This is a genomic window from Corallococcus sp. AB038B (assembly GCF_003668955.1).
GTDB lineage: Bacteria > Myxococcota > Myxococcia > Myxococcales > Myxococcaceae > Corallococcus > Corallococcus exiguus.
Genome location: NZ_RAWO01000001.1, coordinates 910,153 through 928,433 on the forward strand (window position 1 = coordinate 910,153; position 18,281 = coordinate 928,433).

The following is an 18,281-nucleotide window of genomic DNA, read 5'->3' on the forward strand; positions in this document are numbered from 1 at the left end:
CTCAGGACGTTGACGGCGGGCCCATGCTCCGGCCCGCGATGCGCTGGCGCAGCGCCACGAAGTACATGCTGCAGAACGTGGCCACGAGGACCGCGGCTTCATCCCAGTAGTCGAGCGGGTCCTCGTTCTCGTCCAGCAGCGACAGGCTGAGCAAGCACAGCACCACGTGCACGGCGAACACGGGCAGCGATGCCTGTCCCAGCGCCTCCAGCACCTTGGGGCGAAGCCATTGGAACAGGCGGGGCGCGAGCCAACTCGCCAGCAGCGCCACGGCCAGGAAGTTCACGAGCCGCAGCGGCGCGAGCGACCACTTGTCGAACAGCACCCCCGCGGCGCCCAGGTCCACGTCGAGGTGGCGCACGACGAAGAACCCCAGGCTGACGACGATGGCTCCCGTGAGGAGCCGGCGCGACACGGGCTCGCGCTGCTCCGGCGCGGTGGCGCGGGCCACGCCCATCCACACCCCGAGCACCCAGAGGAACTGCCACGCGAACAGGTCGAACGCGCCCGACAGGTCGATGCTCAACGGCGGCCACGGCAGCACGGGGATGGCGACGAGCAGGTCATACAGGGCGCGCTTGAGGCCCACCTGCGCCCAGACCCAGATGAGGGCGCTCAGCCCCAGCACCCGGGACCAGCCCTCCTTGCGCGCACCGAGCAGCACGGCGGGGGTGAGCAGCAGCAGCACGACATAGAGCGGGAGGATGTCGAGCAGCGGGGGACAGTAGAGGAGGAACAGGCTGCTCCACAGGGCGGTGAACGGGTCCTGATGGAAGAACCCGAGCAGGTTGTGGATGGCGGGCCTGCGCGCGGCGACGCCCAGCGTGGCGATGATGGTGAACGCGAAGGAGAGCAGGGCGACGTGGTAGCCGTACACCTTGAGGGCGCGACTCCAGAGGCTCTTGAACATCGCCACGGGGCTCGAGGTCCCCAACTTCTTCGCGTGCACCACGCCCACGAGGAACGCGGAGAGGAACACGAAGCCCTCGGCGGCGGACACGAAGCCGAACGGCTGGTTGCCGATGACACTCAGCCGGGTGGGCAGGTGCGTCAGCGTCATCAGGACGAGCAGCACTCCGCGCAGGCTGTCGAACTCGGGGCGGCGTTTCATGGCGGGTAGACTCTCTTCACCCATGCCACAGCCCCACGTCCCGGGTAAACCGTACCGGTCGCTCGGATCCAGTGTCACTGTCCGGATGACGCACGCAGCCGTCATCGCGTGGATGCTGCTCGTGGGGACCGGCTGTGCGGCGTCCCGAAACGTGCGGCTCGGTACGGGCCGAGGACCCACCCGTGTCCACACGCCACAAAGGGACGTCCGGCCTGTGGCGCTGGACGAAGACGCCTTCGTGTCCGCGGTCGCGGGGCTCGCACGCGCCGCGCCTGTTTCCTCGTACCCCATGGAGGCGGCCCGCCGGCTGCTGGCAGCTTCGCTTCCGTCACGTCCCTACGCCCACGTGCGTGGACACCTGGGGCTCATCTCCTTGCAGGAACCTGGGCGCGGACACCTGCGGCTCAGTGATGCTCCAGAGACGGAGCTGGCGGCGGCGTATGGCCGATGGTGCAAGCGCAAGGCGCTCACTGGCGATTGTCTCCACCTGCTGGAGCGAGGGCCCACGCTGGACGAGGGCGGCAAGCGCACGCTGGCCTTCTCCATCGCGTTGGACTCGGTGTGGGACGAGACGGAGGCCGCGCTGCGGGGCATGACGGATCGCGGGGCGGTGCTCTCCATGATCGTCACGACTGGCGCCTTGTATCTGGGCCTGTGGCTGTTGCCGGAGCCGGTGTCCAAGGGCGTCGCGGCGACGATGACGGCGGTGCTCATCGCCTACCTGGGCGTCGACACCGTGTGGAGCCTCATCCAGGGATGGATGCGGCTCGCGGAAGCGGTGGCGGAGGCCACGACCTTCGATGAGCTCAGGGACGCGGGGGAGCAGTACGGCGAGGTGATGGGCCAGAACGCCGCGCGGGCCTTCGTCATGCTGGCCACGGCGGCGCTGGGCAGTACTGCGGAGACGCTTGCCGCGAAGGTGCCCACGCTGCCCGGTTCGGCGCAGGCGTCACTCGTGGCCGCGGCGGAGGGCGGCTTCCGGCTGGGCGCGGTCGCGCAGGTGGAGTCCGTGGCCGTGTCCGCGACGGGGGACATCCTTCTCACCTTGGCGCCGGGCGTGGTGGCGACCGGCGGTCCCGTGGACGTGCCGGGGCCGAAGCACCACATCGCTTCCGACAAGTTCAGCACGTCCACCGCGAACGGAGGTCCGTGGACACAGCGCTACCAACAACTCTTCGACAAGGCGGGCATGTCCCTGAACGACCCGGAGAACCAGGTTCACGTTCCCGGGCACAAGGGGCCGCATCCGCAGGAGTACCACGCGGAGGTCTTCGAACGGTTGAGGCTCGCGACCAGCACGTGCCGGACGATTCAGCAGTGCCGGGTCGACCTGACACAGGTGCTGCGGATCCTCGCGAAGGAACTCGCGACGGAGAACAGCTGGCTCAACAAGCTGGTCACCCGGAGTGGTGGATGAGGCAGGATGCCCGCGTGACGCCCCGGTACTTCAAGCTCACGGACGACGTGACACTGCCCGGCCGATGGGAGCTTGGAACGCCCGTGGACGCCCAGGGCCAGGACCACGGTTCGTGGCTGTTCATGCAGGGCTCTCCCGCGCGTGTGGAGAGCGCGCTGCGCGTTCCGTCCTACGCGCGGGGAATGGCGCTCGACTTCTCGCTCGCGGATGCGGGCGCTGTCCCGGTCGTTTCCCAACGGGTCGCGGAGGTGCTCTCCCGATTGGCCCCGGGTGACGTGGAGCTGTTCCCCGTCACGATGGAAGAGACCCCAGACCCGTACTTCCTCGTCAACGTCCTGCGCGTCGTGAAGTGCATCGACGACACCGCCTCGGGCGAGGTGCGCTACTGGACGCCAGAGGATGGACGGCCCGAGCGGGTCGGCACCTATCAAGCGGTGCATCGGCTGCGCATCGACCCGGCCAGGACCGGGGACGCGAAGGTCTTCCGCACCTGGGGCTGGCTCATCGCGCTCATCGTCTCCGAGGACATCAAGCTCGCGCTCGAATCCATCGGTGCCACGGGCGTGTGGTTCCAGGACGTGTCCCCGCTCCGCTGATTTCCGCGCCTCCGTGCGTCACGGCGACTGTCCGCCAGGCCGCTTGTTTCCCGACGCCCGGTTGCAATCAGGCAGGACGCAGTTGCATCCAGCGCTTCACCTCAGCCGCAGCCCCCGGGTCCCTCGTGAGATGACGGTGTCGCTCACAGCCTGCCTGCAGCGTGCTCCGTCCCGGGTCTTCGTATGCGGAGGTAAGACGCGCGGGGTGACGCTCGTCTATCCAAGGACGCTAACAGCCACTCGGGCCGCATCTTCATCCTCTCCCGTGGCAGCGCCGCCTTGTGGGCGGGGGAGGGTATTGGCCTGCCACGCGAGGGCTGGGCCCTGGTGACGGAGACCGAAGCCGCGCCGTCCGCTGTGTGTGGCTCAATCAGTAAGGCGAAGGAGAGGCTCCAGATAGACTCTCTTCACCCATGCCACAGCCCCACGTCCCGGGTAAACCGCACCGGTCGCTCGGATCCAGTGTCACTGTCCGGATGACGCACGCAGCCGTCATCGCGTGGATGCTGCTGGTGGGGACCGGCTGTGCGGTGTCCCGAAACGTGCGGCTCGGTACGGGCCGAGGACCCACCCGTGTCCACACGCCAAAAAGGGACGTCCGGCCCGTGACGCTGGACGAAGACGCCTTCGTTTCCGCGGTCGCGGGGCTTGCACGCACCGCGCCTGTTTCCTCGTACCCCATGGAGGCGGCCCGCCGGTTGCTGGCAGCGTCGCTTCCGTCACGTCCCTATGCCCACGTGCGTGGACACCTGGGGCTCGTCTCCGTGCAGGAGCCTGGGCGCGGACACCTCCGGCTCAGTGATGCTCCAGAGACGGAGCTGGCGGCGGCCTATGGCCGATGGTGCAAGCGCAAGGCGCTCACTGGCGATTGTCTCCACCTGCTGGAGCGAGGGCCCACGCTGGACGAGGACGGCAAGCGCACGCTGGCCTTCTCCATCGCGTTGGACTCGGTGTGGGACGAGACGGAGGACGCGCTGCGGGGCATGACGGATCGCGGGGCGGTGCTCTCCATGATCGTCACGACCGGCGCCTTGTATCTGGGCCTGTGGCTGTTGCCGGAGCCGGTGTCCAAGGGCGTCGCGGCGACGATGACGGCGGTGCTCATCGCCTACCTGGGCGTCGACACGGTGTGGAGTCTCATCCAGGGATGGATGCGGCTCGCGGAAGCGGTGGCGGAGGCCACGACCTTCGATGAGCTCCGGGACGCGGGGGAGCAGTACGGCGAGGTGATGGGCCAGAACGCCGCGCGGGCCTTCGTCATGCTGGCCACGGCGGCGCTGGGCAGCACGGCGGAGACACTTGCCGCGAAGGTGCCCACGCTGCCCGGTTCGGCGCAGGCGTCACTCGTGGCCGCGGCGGAGGGCGGCTTCCGGCTGGGCGCGGTCGCGCAGGTGGAGTCCGTGGTCGTGTCCGCGACGGGGGACATCCTGCTCACCCTGGCGCCGGGCGTGGTGGCGACCGGCGGTCCCGTGGACGTGCCGGGGCCGAAGCACCACATCGCTTCCGACAAGTTCAGCACGTCCACCGCGAATGGAGGCCCGTGGACACCGCGCTACCAGAAGATCTTCAGGCGAGCAGGGATGTCCTTGGACGACCCGGCGAATCAGGTCGACGTGCCGGGCCACCGAGGTCCGCATCCTCGCGAGTACCATGAGCGTGTCCATGGGGCGCTTGAACTGGCCACGGAGAGCTGCGAAACCATTGCGCAGTGTCGGGAGTCGCTGACGCGCACACTGCGTATCCTGGCGGAGGAAATCCTCCAGAAGGGGAGCCCCCTCAACAAGCTGGTGACTCGCACGGAGTGAGTCCAGGAGTTCGACCCATGTCTTCGCGATACTTCGACCTCAGCGACGACGTGTACCTGGAAGGGCGCTGGGAGTTGGGGCATCCACAAGATGCCCAGGGACATGAACTCAAGACTCCCTGGCAGATGTTTAGAACGGGCAGGCCGAGTTCCTGGGCGGGACGCGTGCGCATCCCCATCGACATTCCAGGCAGGACTCTCGACTACTCCCATGCGTCGGGCAGCATCCCCGTGGTTACCTCGCGGGTGGCGGCGATCTTCGAGCGGCTGGCTCCGAACGACGTCCAGCTCTTCCCCGTGGACATCGAGGGACAGTCCGACGACTTCTTCATCCTGAACGCCATCCGCCGCGTGAACTGCATCGACGACGTGGCTTCGGAGCAGGTGCGCTACTGGACGCCCAATGACGGGCTCGCGGAGAAAATAGGGACCTACATCTTCGTCTGGGGCATGCGCATCGACACCACACGGCTCGGCAGCGCGAGGGTCTTCCGGCCCCTGCACTGGGAAGTGGTCCTCGTCATCCCGGAGGACATCAAGCTCGCGCTGGAATCGATTGGCGCCACGGGTGTTCAGCTCAAGGACGTGTCCCCGCTTCGCTGATTTCCGTACCTCCGTGCATCACGGCGACTGTCCGCCAGGTCGCTTGTTTCCGAGGCTCGGTTGCAATCAGGGCGCACACGGCTACATTCAGCACTTCACCGCAGTCGCACCCCCGGGTTCCTCGTCAGATGACGGTTTCGCTCACAGCCTGCCTGCAGCGTGCTCCGCGCCGGATTTCCGTGCGCCGGACGCTGCCCGCGCACGGCCGAGCCACCGCCTGGCTTGTCACCCACGCCGCCCGTCTCGCGTAGCTCACGACGGACGGCGTCCGCTCCACCCCCACTGAACCTTCGCGCCGCGCACGCCCACCTTTCCAGGTGTGCATGCCGTCCCCATCCCCCTTCCCACAGGAGGCAATCGCCATGACCCACGACCACTCCCTCATTGTCACCGACACCGACCTGCAGCGCCTGGAGCGCGTCGTCGAGCAATACGGCAACGCCCGCAACGCCGAGCTCGTGGAGCAGCTGGAGTCCGAGCTCGCCCGCGCCGTCGTCACGTCCTCCAGCACCATTCCCCGCGACGTCGTCACCATGAACAGCACCGTCGTCTATGAAGACGGAGAGGCCGGCGAGACGCGCGAAGTCACGCTCGTCTATCCCAAGGACGCCAACAGCGACGCCGGCCGCATCTCCATCCTCGCCCCCGTGGGCAGCGCCCTCCTGGGCCTGTCCGTAGGCCAGACCGTGGAGTGGCCCCTCCCTCATGGCCGCACCCGCCGCCTGCGCATCGTCGCCGTGCCCTACCAGCCGGAGGCCGCCGGCCACTTCCACCTGTAGGCCCCGCGTCCTCCCATGACGCGTCAGCGCTGTGTCCGCGTTCCTCGCTGACGCGTCATTCCCACCCCGGGGAGGCCGGCCCCCGCCGCATCCCCGCGCGATTGCTGGACGTTGTCTTCCTGACACCTCCTGGCCCCTGGCATGCAATCGTCCGCGTACCCCTCGCCTGGCGAAGGGACGCGCGACGCTCTTGCGTCCGCGTGTGCATGTGGAGGAACGCTTGTTCGCACGAAGGCATCACCTGGGGCTCGGAGGACTGGCCGTCCTTTGCGCCTTCAGCGCCCAGGCCCAGAGCACCATTCCGGGCATCGAACTGGAGCGCCTGCAGCTCAACCCCGCCATGCGTGACAGCCTCGTGCTGTCCACCGGTGACCTGCTCCCCGCGGGTCAGTTCCGCATCGGGTTGACGGCGCACTACGAGAACCGGCCCCTCGTCCTGGTAGAGAACGACGAGCGGCAGGCCGACATCATCTCCAACCGCGTGACGACGCACATCACCGCGGCGTACTCCCTCACGAACTGGCTGGAATTGGGCGCGCAGGTGCCCATCGTCGCCCAGTGGGGCCCGGAGACCGCGTCGAATGGCGTGTCCCGTCCCACCACCAGCGCGCTCGGCACGCCGTGGGTCCAGGCGCGCGTGGGCTTCCTCTCCGAGAGCCGGGGCGGACCGATGGACCTGGGTCTGCACCTGGCCGCGGCCCTGCCCCTGGGCAGCAAGGCCGCCCTCACCCGCGACGAGGGCTTCACCTTCTCCCCGCGCCTGGGCGCCGGCAAGCAGCTGGGCGGCACCTTCCGCGTGGGCGCGGACGTCGGCGCGCTCGTGCGCACGAAGACGTACGCGCTGACGCCGCAGACGCAGCCCTACCTCGACGAGATGGGCGTGGAGGTGAACGGCGGCGTCAACCTGTCCGCCGCCCTCTGGGGTCTGCGCGAAGAAGTCATCCTGCGCGGCACCATTCCCACCCAGGACTCGCCCAGCTCGATGGAAGCGCTCCTGGGCCTGCGCGTCCCCACCGCTGACGGCACCGAGGTGTACGTCATGGGCGGCCCGGGCTTTGGCCAGACGCCCGGCACGCCGCGCTTCCGCGTGCTCGCCGGTGTGTCCTTCGGCACGCCTCCCGCGCCCAAGGGCCCCGTCTGTATCGCGGGCCAGCCCCACGTGGCCGCCGAGTGTCCCGACCTGGATGCCGACGGCGATGGCGTGAAGAACAGCGACGACCAGTGCCCCACGACGGCCGGCCTGGCGCAGCTCCAGGGCTGCCCGGACAAGGACGACGACCAGGACGGCATCCTCAACCTGGCGGACAAGTGCCCCACGCAGGCGGAGAACAAGAACGGCTTCGAGGACGAGGACGGCTGCCCGGACGACCCTGACTCCGACGGGGACGGCATCGTGGACTCCAAGGACCAGTGCCCGAAGGAGCCGGAGACGTTCAACGGCTACAAGGACAAGGACGGCTGCCCGGACGTGGAGCCCGACCGTGACGGCGACGGCATCGTGGACCGCCTGGACAACTGCCCCGACGAGCCCGGCACCGAGGCCAACGGCGGCTGCAAGGAGGCGCCCGTCGCGCGCATCGACTCCGGCAGCATCCGCATCATGGAGGCCGTGTTCTTCGAGAACAACAAGGCCGTCATCCAGAAGCGCAGCAACGCGGTGCTCGACAAGGTCGCGTCCATCCTCGTGTCCCATCCGGACATCGAGAAGGTGCGCGTGGAAGGCCACACCGACAACACCGGCAAGGCCTCCTACAACCTGGAGCTGTCCCAGAAGCGCGCCGAGGCGGTGGTGGACTACCTCGTGAGCAAGGGCGTGCAGCGTGAGCGGTTGGTGGCGCAGGGCTTCGGGCCCACGCAGCCCATCGCGGACAACGCGAAGGCGGACGGCCGCGCGAAGAACCGCCGCGTCGAGTTCAAGATCGTCGGAGAGGCCGAGGGCGTGCAGACGACGCCGGCCTCCTCCTCTTCCCCCGACACCCTTCAGAAGTAAGGCAGACCGTTCATGCTCAAGACCCTGATGCATACCCTTGTCCGGGGAGATTCACCCCGGATGGCCCTGAGCGCGGGCTTCCACGCGCTGGCCCTGTGTTCGCTGTTCCTCCTCGCGGGCTGCGAGTCGGCCACGCCGCGGCCCGCTGCCTCCGAACCCGTGCTCACGAGCCAGTCGTCCTCGCTCGTGGGTGACGGCCGGCTCCAGCCCGGCGAGCAGTGTGACGACGGCAACACGGTGAGCGGGGACGGCTGTTCGTCCACCGGCACCGTGGAGGCGGGCTACCTGTGCAACGTGCCCGGCAACGCGTGCTCGTTGGCGAGCCTGTGCGGCAACAACGTGGTGAACACCGGCGAGCTGTGCGACGACGGCGACACCGTCAGCGGCAGCAACGGCTGTTCGGCCACGTGTGATTTGTCGCTGTGTGGCAACGGCGCGTTCGACAACCGCCAGTACCCGTCCTACGCGCAGGAGATCTGCGACGACGGCAACCGCTTCGAGGGCGACGGCTGCAGCCGCCAGTGCGAAGTGGAGCCCGGCTTCGCCTGCGCGGGCAGCCCCAGCCGCTGCGTGAGGGCGGGCGTGGCGGTGTTCAACACCGGCGTGGACGCGCAGAACCGCCGCCTGCCCACGGGCGCGGTGGATACGCACTGGTTCTACTCCGGCACCACCACCGGCGCGGACACCGGCGTGCGCAACGCGAACGACTGGCCGCTGGAGATGCAGACCGCGCGCTTCATGGCGCCCCAGGGCCTGCAGACGTGCGTGTACCAGGACTTCCTCATCCCCTCGACGACCAACATCGCGCAGTTCCGCCTGCGCCTGGCCACCTTCAATGACAACCAGTTCGACGGCGCGAAGGTGAACGGCGTGGCCATCTCGCCCGTCACCGTGAACGACCCGCCCGGCCAGCCCTGGCAGAAGAACATCTTCCGTGAGTTCGGCACCAACGCGGCCTGGCACGCGGGCCTCAACCGCATCGAGCTGTGCAACGAGAACGAGGCCAGCCCGCCGAACGCCTTCCGCTACCTCTTCGTGGACGCCTACGACGACCGCTGCGGTGACGGCGCCGTCTCCCCGCGCGAGGAGTGCGACGACGGCAACACCACGGCGGGCGACGGCTGCAACGCCACCTGTGGCATCGAGTCCGGCTATGGCTGCGCCGGCGCGCCCAGCACCTGCGCCAAGACGTGCGGCAACGGCAACCTGAACCCCGGTGAGCAGTGCGACGACGGCAACACCACCGCCAACGACGGCTGCAACGCCAGCTGCCGCGTGGAAGACGGTTACGCCTGCCCCACGCCGGGCCAGGTTTGCGCGGCCACCTGCGGCAACGGCGCCATCAACGCGGGTGAGCAGTGCGACGACGGCAACGTGTTCAGCTCCGACGGCTGCTCCGCGGCGTGCCGCATCGAGACGGGCTACTCCTGCAACGGCACCCCGTCCGTCTGCGCCCCGCTGTGCGGCAACGGCGTGCTCAACGCCGGTGAGCTGTGCGACGACGGCAACACGAACCTGAACGACGGCTGCTCCAACGCCTGCACCCTGGAGCTGGGCTATGCCTGCGCCACGCCGGGCCAGCCCTGCGCGAAGACGTGCGGCAACGGCAACATGGACCCGGGTGAGCAGTGCGACGACGGCAACCTCGCGTCCGGTGACGGCTGCGCCACCGAGTGCCGCGTGGAGGGCGGCTATGCCTGCTCCACGCCGGCCAACGGTCCCTCCGTGTGCGTCCAGTCGTGCGGCAACGGCGCCCTGGATCCGAACGAGACCTGCGACGACGCGGACCAGGCGTCCGGCGACGGCTGCTCCAATGGCTGCCGCGTGGAGACGGGTTACAGCTGCTCGGGTCAGCCCAGCACCTGCACCACCCTCTGCGGCGACGGCATCCGCGCGGGCTCCGAGGCGTGCGACGACGGCAATGCCACGGCGGGCGATGGCTGCAACGCCACCTGCGCAGTGGAGCCGGGCTGGAGCTGCCCCGCCCCTGGCAACGTGTGCTTCAACACCTGCGGCAACGGCACGGTGGACGTGGGCGAGTCGTGCGACGACGGCAACGCCGCCAGCGGCGACGGCTGCAACGCCACCTGCGCCGTGGAGCCGGGCTACAGCTGCAACGGCGCGCCCAGCGCCTGCGGCACCACCTGCGGCGACGGCATCCGCGCGGGCGCCGAGGTGTGCGACGACGGCAACCTGGTGGGCGGAGACACCTGCTCGCCGCGCTGCCTGCTGGAGGTGGGCCAGGCGTGCAACGCGTCCAACGTCTGCGAGGCGTACTGCGACCTGTCCACCCAGTTGTGCGTGGCGCAGGAGCCCCAGCCCGTGACGCCGGCCCCGGTCATCACCGGCCCCACGGCGAACTCCACGGTGACCACCGGCACGCCCCCCATCACCGGCACCAGCGTGCCCAACGCGCAGGTGACGGTGCGTGAGGGCGGCACCGTGGTCTGCACCGCCACCGCGGACGCGGCCGGCAACTGGACCTGCACGCCCACGACGCCGCTGGTGGATGGCCCGCACAACGTGACGGCCACGGCCGAGACGTCCACGAGCACCACCAGCCCCCCGTCCACCGCCGTCCCCTTCATCGTGGACACGGAGGTCCCGGCTCCGGTCATCACTGGCCCCGAGGCGAACACCACGGTGACCACCGGCACGCCCGCCATCACCGGCACCGGCGAGCCCGGCGCGCTGGTGACGGTGCGTGAAGGCACCACTGTCATCTGTACCGCCACCGTGGACGCGGCCGGCAAGTGGAGCTGCGTGCCCACGACGCCGCTGACGGATGGCCCGCACAGCGTGACGGCCACGGCCGAGTCGCCCGCGGGCATCACCAGCCCTCCGTCCGCCACCGTCCCCTTCGTGGTGGACAGCGTGGTGCTGGATAACCAGGCCCCGGACACGTCCATCGTGAAGGGCCCGGCGCCGACCACCTCCGACCGCACAGCGGACTTCGAGTACGCCTCCACGGAAGTGGGCTCCACGTTCGAGTGCAGCCTCGACGGTGGCTCCTGGGGGCCGTGCCGCGACAGCTACACCGTCGGCAGCGGGGACCACGTCCTGCGCGTCCGCGCGGTGGACGGCAGCGGCAACACGGATGCGACCCCGGCGGAGTACACCTGGACGGTGGTGAACACGCGCGCCTTCGCGGGCGGCGGGTGCAGCACCGCGCCGGATGCCTCCTGGCTGGCCCTCCTGGGCCTGATGGGAGTGCCGGGGCTGCGCCGCCGTCAGCGCCGCGCCGCATAGCCTCGCGGAGCCCGCCGGAGGGGAGGGCCTACCCCCTTCCCGGGAGCGCCCCCTCGCTCCCTCTCATGGCGCCCTTCCGGCGGCGCTCCCGCGTCCCCCTGCCTTCCCCGTATGCTTCGTCCGTGCCCGGGGCAGGTCATCAAGCGTCTTACGAGGAGGAGGTCCTGCTCGCGCTGGACGAGGGGTTGCTGTCCTCCGAGGAGGCGGCGGCCCTGCGCGAGGAGGCCCTTCGCCTGCACCGCGGGCCCCTGGAGCTGTTGAAGGAGCGGGGCCGGCTGACGGAGGACACCCTGGACCTCTTGAGGCAGGACCTGGCTCGCGGCGTCACGGACCGGGGTGAAGCGCCCATCCAGGAGGCCGCCACGCTGGGCACGGCGATTCCGTCCTCGCTGGCCGTGCATGGCGTGCCTTCGTTCCCGGTGCCCGGCTGGGACCGCTACGAGCCCGTGCGCTTCCTGGGGCAGGGCGGCATGGGGCAGGTGTTCCTGGCCTATGACCCGCTCCTGCGCCGCAACGTGGCCCTCAAGTTCGTGCGCGACGGAGACCCGGAGCTGGCCCGCCGCTTCCTGTCCGAGGCCCGCGCCCAGGCCCGCGTGCGCCACGAGCGCGTGTGCGAGGTCTACGAAGTGGGCGAGGTGCGCGGGCACGCCTTCATCGCCATGCGCTACGTGGAGGGCCCGTCGCTGGGGCAGCTCTCCAACTCGCTCACGCTGGAGCAGCGCGTCTGGGTGTTGTGCCAGGCCGCGGAGGGTGTGCACGCCGCGCACCGCGTGGGGCTGGTCCACCGCGACCTGAAGCCCGGCAACATCCTGGTGGAGCGCACGGAGGACGGAGGCTTCAACCCGTTCGTGATGGACTTCGGCCTGGCGCGGGACTGGCGCGAGGACAGCACCACCCCGAATGCGGTGCTGGGCACGCCGCACTACATGCCGCCCGAGCAGGCCCGCGGAGAGGGCCACCGCCTGGACCGCCGCGCGGACGTCTACGCGCTGGGCGCTACATTATATGCGCTGCTCACCGGGCAGCCTCCCTTCACCGGCGGGACGGAGAAGGAGGTGCTCGCGAAGCTCCAGACGGAGCCGCCTCCGCGTCCGCGCGCGCTGGAGCCGGACATCCCGGAGGACCTGGAGGCCGTGGTCCTCAAGTGCCTGGAGAAGGAGCGGCCGCTCCGCTACGACTCCGTGCGCGCCTTCACGGACGACCTGGAGCGCTTCCTGTCCGGCGAGCCGGTGCGGGCCCGCCACGGCGCGCGCTACTGGCTGGGCAAGAAGGTCCGCAAGCACCGCGCGGCGCTGGCGCTGGGCGGCACGGTGGTGGCGGTGGTGGCCGGTGCGCTCACGCAGGCGCAGCTCGCGCGCGGAGAGGTGGCCGAACGCGAGCGGCTGGCCCGCGCCTTCACCGAGCGCGTGGAGCGCATCGAGTCCTCGGCGCGCTACTCCGCCCTGTCGCGCCTGCACGACACGCGCAAGGACCGCGAGGCGCTGCGCGCGAGCATGGCCGCGCTGGAGCAGGAGATTTCCCGCGCGGGCGAGCAGGCGGTGGGCCCCGGTGAGTACGCGCTGGGCCGCGCCCTGTTCGCGCTGGATGACCTGGACGGCGCGCGCGCGAAGCTGGAGTCCGCGTGGGCGCACGGCTTCCGCGAGCCCCGCGTGGCGTGGGCGCTGGCGCAGACGCTGGGCCACCTGTACCGCGAGCAGTTGCTACTGGACGTGGAGCGCCGAGCCCCCGCGCAGCGCGAGGCCCGGCTCAAGGAGCTGAACGGGCGCTACCGCGATCCGGCGCTCGCGTACCTGCGCCAGGCGGAGGGGCCGGACGTGCCCGCGCCGCCGTCGTTCGTGAAGGCCCTGTTCGCCTTCTACGAGGACCGGCCGGAGGACGCGCTGGCGCTGCTGGACGCGCCGGGCACGCAGTCGCCGTGGTTCTACGAGGCGCCGTTGTTGCGCGGCGACATCCTGCTCGCGCGTGCCACGCGGCGCTGGAACGGCGGGGACCGCCCGGGTTCGCAGGCGGACCTGGCGCTGAGCCGCGAGGCCTATGCCGCTGCCGTCGCCACGGCGGAGAGCCAGCCCGTGGTGCACTCGGTGCTGGGGCGGTTGGAGCTGGCCGCGCTGGTGATGGAGCTGTACGGCGAGGGAAACATCCTGCCGCACTACGAGCGGGGCCTGGAGGCGCTGTCGCGCGCGCTCGCCGCCGCGCCGGACCACGCCCGCTCGCTGGTGCTGGTGTCGCGCTTCCACCGCCGGCTCGCGGAGCAGCGCACGAACCAGGGCGGGGAGGGCGTGGAGGTGCTGCTGGAGAAGTCCCTGGCCGCGCTGCGCACCGCGGAGGCCGTGGCCACGCCGAGCGAACGCATCCCGCTGGAGCGGGCCCTGACGCATCGCCAGTGGGCGCGCTACGAGCAGCTGCGCGGGGAGGATCCGCGCGGACAGCTGAAGCTCGCGATTGCCTCCTTCGAACAGCTGCGCCCGGAGGACCGCGACTATGCGTTCCACGCCAACCTGGGGCTCGCGTGGCAGGGGCAGGCGGACGCGGAGGCCGAGCGCGGCGGAGACCCGCTGCCGCTGTTGGACAAGGCCATCTCCGAGTACCAGGCGGCGCTCCAGCTGAGCGAGCAGCAGCCGTTCTCGTGGATCAACCTGGGCGTCGCGTATCGCAAGCGGGCGGACGCCCTGAACGCGCCGGATGCGATGGGCGACCTGCGCCTCGCGAACAGCGCGCTCACGCGGGCCCTGTCCCTCAACCCGGACAACTTCAGCGCGTGCTTCAACGGCGCGGAGGTGGCGGAGCAGCTCGCACGAGCCCGCTACCTGAAGGGCGAGGACGTGAGCGTGGACCTGGAGCGCGCCCTGACGCTGTACCGGCAGGGGCTGGCGCTCAACGCGAAGCAGCCCGCGCTCCACAACGCGCTGGGCTCCGCGGTGTTCTGGCAGGCGGAGCTGCGCGCGGAGGAGGGCGGCGACACGAAGGCCCTGCTCGACGAGGCGAAGGCGTCCTTCGAGAAGGCCCGCGCCCTGGCGCCCACGCAGGGCTTCGCCTTCAACAACCTGGGCGAATGGGAGGTCTTCCGCGCGGAGCTCCAGCTCGCGAAGGGCGAGGACCCGAGCGTCGCGCTGCGCGCCGCGGTGGACGACTACTCGGAGGCGCTGAAGCGGCTGCCGGACGACGCGGACCTGCTGGCGAACCTGGGCAAGGCCTGGGTGCGCCACGCGGCGTGGACGCTGTCACAGGCGGGAAATCCGGCGGCGGAGCTGACGAAGGCGGAGACGGCGCTGAACCGGGCCCGCGAGCAGAACCCGCGCCTGGGCAATGCCTGGCGCTACCTGGCGGAGGCTTCCGGCGTCCGTGCGCGTTGGATGGCGCGGGGCCACGGGGCGGCGGACGGCGAGTTCACGCGCGCGGCGGAGGCCTTCGAGGAGGCGCTGAAGCTCGACCCCAGGCTGGAGTACCGGCTCGCGGCGGCGGAGCTCCACGGCGCATGGGCGCGGTGGCGCATCCGTGAAGGGCAGGACGCGACGGCCGGGCTGACGCGAGGACTGGCGCTGGCCGATGCGGTGGTGTCGGCCCGTCCCCGGTGGAATCACGCGCGCGAGGTGAGGGCCGGCCTGGCAGCGCTTCGTGCCGGACCCCCGACCCCGGAGAGCGTGGTCGACGCACCCACGCCCTGAGGAGACTACCGGCGGACCTCCGCCGGCGGATCGCTCGTCACATCGATGCCTCCGTTCTTGCGGTCCGATTGCCCCTCGATGGAGCTGTCGTCCTGGGCCCTGTGCGTGTGGATGCGCACCTGGAAGGGATGCATCCCGCGCTTCGCGTGGGAGGCGACGGTCAACGGCACGGGCACCGCGTTGTCGCTGGTCAGCTTGAACGGGCTCCGCGCGGTGAAGCAATCATCGTGGTGGAACGACACGATCGCGGTGGCGTCAGCCGCGTAACCCGCCATCACGAAGACCACCAGGTCGCCGTGCTTCACCTCCGGCGACGGGTCGTAGGTGATGTCCTTGGGGGAGAGAGTCACTGTCATGAGGGCCATAGGCCCGGACTGCATTGCATCGCCTGTTCCAGTGCGCGGACCGTGAACACCGCTGGGATGTTTCACGGCCGCGACACGGGGCAGGGCCCCGGACGCGTCAATGACAGGGCACGGTCCGGGGCTGACGTGTCCGCCGGTTAGGCGCGCTTCTCCGGCGGGTCGCTGGTCACGTCGATGCCGCCGTTCTTCCTGTCCAGCTTGAGCGGATGGACCTTGTCCTCGCTCCGGGTGCTCGACCCATCGTCGATGGTCGCGTCGAATTCGTAGATCCGCTTCACCGCCGTCATCGAGACGGTCAGCGGGGAGGTCGCCAGCGCGTGGGTCCCTCCGAGCTCGTACGGGTACGGGTTCGAGGCGGAAATGGTGAGGCAGTTCCCGTGGGGGAACGTGATGGTGGCGGTCGCGCCCGGAGGGTAGCTGCCCAGTGAGAAGACCACCGTGTCACCGTGTTTCGCTTCTGGACCGGGGCTGTAGGTGACGGGAACCGTGGAGAGGTCGACTGTGATGTTGGCCATAGGTCCGCGCAGCATTGCAGCCCCCGTACCAACATGCATGTCTTGAATGACGGCTCGGATGTTTCACGGCTGCGACAGCGGACGCACGCTCCCGGACGCGTCAGTGACACGTCACGGTCCAGGAGCTGACGTGTCCGTCCGTCAGGCGCGCTTCTCCGGCGGGTCGCTCGTCACGTCGATGCCGCCGTTCTTCCGGTCCCACTCGTGGCCCTTGCGGGCCAGGGACTCCTGCCCGCTGTTGAAGTCCACGTCGAAGGAATAGACCCCGCGCTCAGCCGTCAGGGCGACGGTCAGGGGCGCGGTCGCCATCGTGGGGCCCCCGAGCGTGTACGGGCCGGACGTGGTGAGGCAGGTGCCGTCGGGGAACGTCACGGTGGCGGTGGCGCTGAGCGCGTTGCCCAACGTGAAGACCACCTTGTCGCCGTGCTTCACATCGGGGCTGGGGCTGTAGCTGACAGGGGTCGTGGAGACGTCGATGGTGATGGTGTTGGTGGGCATGGTGCGGGTGGACATTGCAGACGCCGTACCAGCTCAGCTCGCGTCCAATCCCAGCTCACGCACGCGGCGATGGAGCGCGCGGCGGGAGACCTCCAGCTTCTGCACCATGCGGTCCAGGTCGCCCTCGCATTCGTGGAAGCAGCGGGTGATCTCCTCCGGGCTCAGGTCGCGCGCGGTCCGCAGGAGCGAACTCTTGTCGATGAGCACGTACACGGAGGAGCGCGGGATGCCCAGCCAGTCCGCCGTGGCCTTCAAGTCCCACGCACAGGCGCGCAGGGCCTCCAGCACCTCCTGCTCGCTCACCTCCGACGGTTTGCGCCGCGCGGGTGCGCGCGTCTCCGAAGGCGCGGGCGTGTCCTCCGAGGCAGGGGAGGGCGACCGCTCGGTCAGGGGTTGTCCGGGGATGGGGAGCGCGTCGGCGTCCAGTGACTGCTCCAGCCGCGCATCCACGCGCAGCCCCGGCAGTCCCCGGCTTCCAATCACGAGCTGCCGCGCGACGTTGCGAAGCTGGCGCACGTTGCCGGGCCACGCGGAGCGCACCAGCCGCGCGGCGAGCGACGCGGGCAGCCACGGCTCCGCGCGCGCATCCGAGGAACTCAGCCGCCCCGCCTCGCCCGTGGACTCCAGCTCCTGGCGCGCGAAGTGAAGGAACAGCGGCGCGATGTCCTCGCGGCGCTCGCGCAGCGGGGGCACGGTGATTTCAAAGCCCGCCAGCCGGTGCAGCAGCGGGGCCTTGAAGTGGCCGTCGCGGATGTGCGCCTCCAGGTCCGCGTCCGTGGCGGTGACGAGCCGCACGTCCACGCGAACCGGGGTCTGCGCGCCCACGGGATAGACCTCCTGGGTCTCCAGCACGCGCAGCAGCGCCGCCTGGACCTCCGGGGGCGCCTCCGCCACCTCGTCCAGGAAGAGCGTGCCGCCGTGGGCGGCGCGGAAGAAGCCCTCCCGGTCGCGCGCGGCGCCGGTGAACGCACCCCGCACCGCGCCGAACAGCTCCGCGGCGATGAGGTCCTTGGCCAGGGCGCCCAGGTTGACGCTGACGAAGGGCCCGGCGCGGCGCGGGCTCCGCGCGTGGAGCGCTCTCGCCACCAGCTCCTTGCCCGTGCCCGTCTCGCCCCGCACCAGCACGGGGACCAGGAGGTCGGCCACGCGCAGCACGTCCTCGCGCACGCGGACGACGCCCTCGCTGTCGCCCACCATGCCCAGCCCCGCCAGCTCCGTCTGGGCACTGGCGCCGCGCACGGTGGCCTGGTGCAGCAGCAGCGCCACGCGCCCGGCGAGCACCAGCGGCACGCCCGCCACCAGCGCCTGCGCGGGGAACTCCCGCCCGCCGCGCACCGGCTCGCTGCCCACCCACACCGGCGTTCCGCCCTCCGGCACCCGCAGCCGCACGCTGCCGTCTGTCCCCGCCTCGAAGCGCACGGGTGTCCGGCTGAGGAAGGGGTCACCCAGGGGCAGCGCCAGCACCGCGCCCGGACGGCTGAAGTCCGGTGCGTTGCGGGACAGGGCCACCGCGCGCTCTCCGGACAGCAACCCGTCCAGCAGCAGCCGCTCCCCGATGCGCTGGGGCTGGGCATGGCCAATGAGCGTCAACGCCGGCATCACCTGGGCGGCCTGGGAGGGCGTGCCCTGGGTGCGGACGGCGGTGGTGGAGAAATTCGTGGGGTTCTTGGGCGGCATGGACCTCCCAGG

Annotated in this window: 13 protein-coding genes; 8 read left to right on the forward strand and 5 right to left on the reverse strand. The window is 70.4% G+C overall.

Features of this window, described 5'->3' with window-relative positions:
• Position 1 precedes the first annotated feature (1 nt).
• On the reverse strand, positions 2-1,111 hold the full coding sequence (gene opgC, locus D7Y04_RS03895) for an OpgC domain-containing protein (protein WP_121758352.1): 1,110 nt from the start codon (positions 1,109-1,111) through the stop codon (positions 2-4).
• An 85-nt stretch (positions 1,112-1,196) separates the two neighbouring features.
• On the opposite strand from opgC, the gene D7Y04_RS03900 reads away from it, so the two are divergent.
• From D7Y04_RS03900 to D7Y04_RS03935, 8 genes are all read left to right on the forward strand, one after another.
• The gene (locus D7Y04_RS03900) at positions 1,197-2,528 is read left to right on the forward strand and encodes an AHH domain-containing protein (RefSeq protein WP_121758353.1); all 1,332 of its coding nucleotides are present in this window, start codon (positions 1,197-1,199) and stop codon (positions 2,526-2,528) included.
• Positions 2,525-3,124, forward strand: coding sequence for an imm11 family protein (locus D7Y04_RS03905; protein ID WP_216669162.1), 600 nt, complete (start codon positions 2,525-2,527; stop codon positions 3,122-3,124). Before D7Y04_RS03900 ends, D7Y04_RS03905 begins: the two co-directional genes overlap by 4 nt.
• A 476-nt stretch (positions 3,125-3,600) precedes the next feature.
• On the forward strand, positions 3,601-4,929 hold the full coding sequence (locus D7Y04_RS03910; protein WP_121758354.1) for an AHH domain-containing protein: 1,329 nt from the start codon (positions 3,601-3,603) through the stop codon (positions 4,927-4,929).
• A gap of 17 nt (positions 4,930-4,946) precedes the next feature.
• Positions 4,947-5,531 carry an imm11 family protein gene (locus D7Y04_RS03915; protein WP_121758355.1) on the forward strand — a complete coding sequence of 195 codons (585 nt, stop codon included), beginning with the start codon at positions 4,947-4,949 and terminating at the stop codon, positions 5,529-5,531.
• Positions 5,532-5,893: 362 nt separating this feature from the next.
• Positions 5,894-6,310, forward strand: a complete 417-nt coding sequence (gene rnk / locus D7Y04_RS03920) for a nucleoside diphosphate kinase regulator (protein ID WP_120593194.1) — start codon at positions 5,894-5,896, stop codon at positions 6,308-6,310.
• Positions 6,311-6,530: 220 nt separating this feature from the next.
• Positions 6,531-8,300 carry an OmpA family protein gene (locus D7Y04_RS03925; RefSeq protein ID WP_120593195.1) on the forward strand — a complete coding sequence of 590 codons (1,770 nt, stop codon included), beginning with the start codon at positions 6,531-6,533 and terminating at the stop codon, positions 8,298-8,300.
• A 60-nt stretch (positions 8,301-8,360) separates the two neighbouring features.
• Positions 8,361-11,549, forward strand: coding sequence for a DUF4215 domain-containing protein (locus D7Y04_RS03930; protein ID WP_121758356.1), 3,189 nt, complete (start codon positions 8,361-8,363; stop codon positions 11,547-11,549).
• A 122-nt stretch (positions 11,550-11,671) separates the two neighbouring features.
• Positions 11,672-15,214, forward strand: coding sequence for a serine/threonine-protein kinase (locus D7Y04_RS03935; RefSeq protein WP_121759266.1), 3,543 nt, complete (start codon positions 11,672-11,674; stop codon positions 15,212-15,214).
• A gap of 5 nt (positions 15,215-15,219) precedes the next feature.
• Here the strand turns inward: D7Y04_RS03935 and D7Y04_RS03940 are convergent, their stop codons facing one another.
• The 4 genes from D7Y04_RS03940 to D7Y04_RS03955 form a co-directional block, all read right to left on the reverse strand.
• Positions 15,220-15,570, reverse strand: a complete 351-nt coding sequence (locus D7Y04_RS03940) for a hypothetical protein (protein WP_147477033.1) — start codon at positions 15,568-15,570, stop codon at positions 15,220-15,222.
• 146 nt (positions 15,571-15,716) lie between these two features.
• A complete protein-coding gene (locus tag D7Y04_RS03945) occupies positions 15,717-16,094 on the reverse strand; it encodes a hypothetical protein (RefSeq protein ID WP_233601262.1) in 378 nt (125 codons plus the stop codon).
• A 141-nt stretch (positions 16,095-16,235) separates the two neighbouring features.
• Positions 16,236-16,607 (reverse strand): hypothetical protein, encoded by a 372-nt coding sequence (locus tag D7Y04_RS03950; RefSeq protein ID WP_233601263.1) that lies wholly within the window; start codon positions 16,605-16,607, stop codon positions 16,236-16,238.
• Positions 16,608-16,625: 18 nt separating this feature from the next.
• Positions 16,626-18,269 carry a sigma 54-interacting transcriptional regulator gene (locus D7Y04_RS03955; protein ID WP_121758359.1) on the reverse strand — a complete coding sequence of 548 codons (1,644 nt, stop codon included), beginning with the start codon at positions 18,267-18,269 and terminating at the stop codon, positions 16,626-16,628.
• Between the last annotated feature and the right edge of the window lie 12 nt (positions 18,270-18,281).